Origin of the sequence: Actinomadura rubrisoli, assembly GCF_004349215.1 — a bacterium.
GTDB lineage: Bacteria > Actinomycetota > Actinomycetes > Streptosporangiales > Streptosporangiaceae > Spirillospora > Spirillospora rubrisoli.
The window spans coordinates 1-1,169 of record NZ_SMKU01000716.1; the positions used below are offsets into that span (position 1 = coordinate 1).

Below are 1,169 nucleotides of genomic sequence, written 5' to 3' on the forward strand. Positions count from 1 at the left end.
ATCCGGGCTCGACGGTTCCGGCGCCGAGGGCGGTGGGGTCGCCGTTTCGGAGGCCGCCTGTTCAGGGGTTGGTGGGGCCGGGTCTTGGGCTTTGCCTCCGGACTCGATTGCGGCCTGGAGTTCGGCCACCGTGTATGAGTCGATCGCCGTGTGGGCGTCGTCGGCGTAGGGCGCCCCGTTGGATGCGGGCCGGGATCCGTTCGTTGAGGAGGTTGTCCCTCCGGCGACGGGGTTCGGTCCCGATAGGGCGTTGGGGTCGACCGTTCCGTAGGGGTTGGAGACGTCGTGCGTGGTGGACGGCCGCGCCGGTGGGCGTGTGTGGTCCAGGCGGGCCAGGGCGGAGGCGTCCAAGAGGACTTCGCTCGGCAGGCCGGGGTTGACCGCGAGCTGCCAAGCGGGGTCGGGCCACCCTGAGGCGAGTTGGGCGAAGGAGGTGCGGCGGTAGAGGCCGGGGTGGTCTCCGGTGCGGGCCAGGGCGCCGGGGGAGGTGAACACGGTGACGTACGTGCCGGTGCCGATGGTGATGGTCGGCAGCTCGGCGTGATCGGGGTCCTCGACGGCGCGGCCGGTCGCCGGAAGGACGAGGTCGGCGCTCGCCAGGAGCTCGAAGTAGGTGGTGTGGTCGCCGTGCTCCTTGGCGTCGGCGAGCCGGGGCTCCAGCAGGTCGGCGTTGACGCCGGGGACGCCGTCCAAGGGCAGTGGCATTGGAGTGCCGACCGGCGGCGTGCCCCCCGGAAGCGGACCGGAGCCTCCTGGCAACGGACCGGAGGTTTCTGGGACGGGCCCAGGGCTCCTTGGCAGGGGATCGGACGTCCCGGATAGCGGCCCGGTGCCCCAGGGCAGTGGCCCATTGTCGCCAGGCAAGGGGTTGGTGCCTCCCGGTAGCGGGGAAGCGTCGCCTGGTAGCGGGCCGGTGATTCCGGGGAGTGGGCCGGTGCCGCCATGTCGCGGGCTGGTGCCGGCATGCCGCGGGCCGGTGCCGGCATGCCGCGGGCCGGTGCCGCCATGCAGTGGGTCTGTGTTTCCTGGTGGCGGGCCAGTGTCGCCCGGTAGTGGGCCGGTGGCTCCCGATAGTGGGCCGGCGTCGCCTGGAAGCGGGCCTGGGGTGGCCGGTAGCGGGCCTGTGCCACTGGGGAGAGGGGCCGCGCCGGTGTCGCCCGGGCGGGGGG

1 protein-coding gene is annotated in these 1,169 nt (G+C 73.4%); it reads right to left on the reverse strand.

The window, feature by feature from the left end:
- Positions 1-705, reverse strand: a 705-nt coding sequence (locus tag E1298_RS51040) for an SseB family protein (RefSeq protein ID WP_243726278.1), incomplete at its 3' end; no start/stop codon positions are given.
- Between the last annotated feature and the right edge of the window lie 464 nt (positions 706-1,169).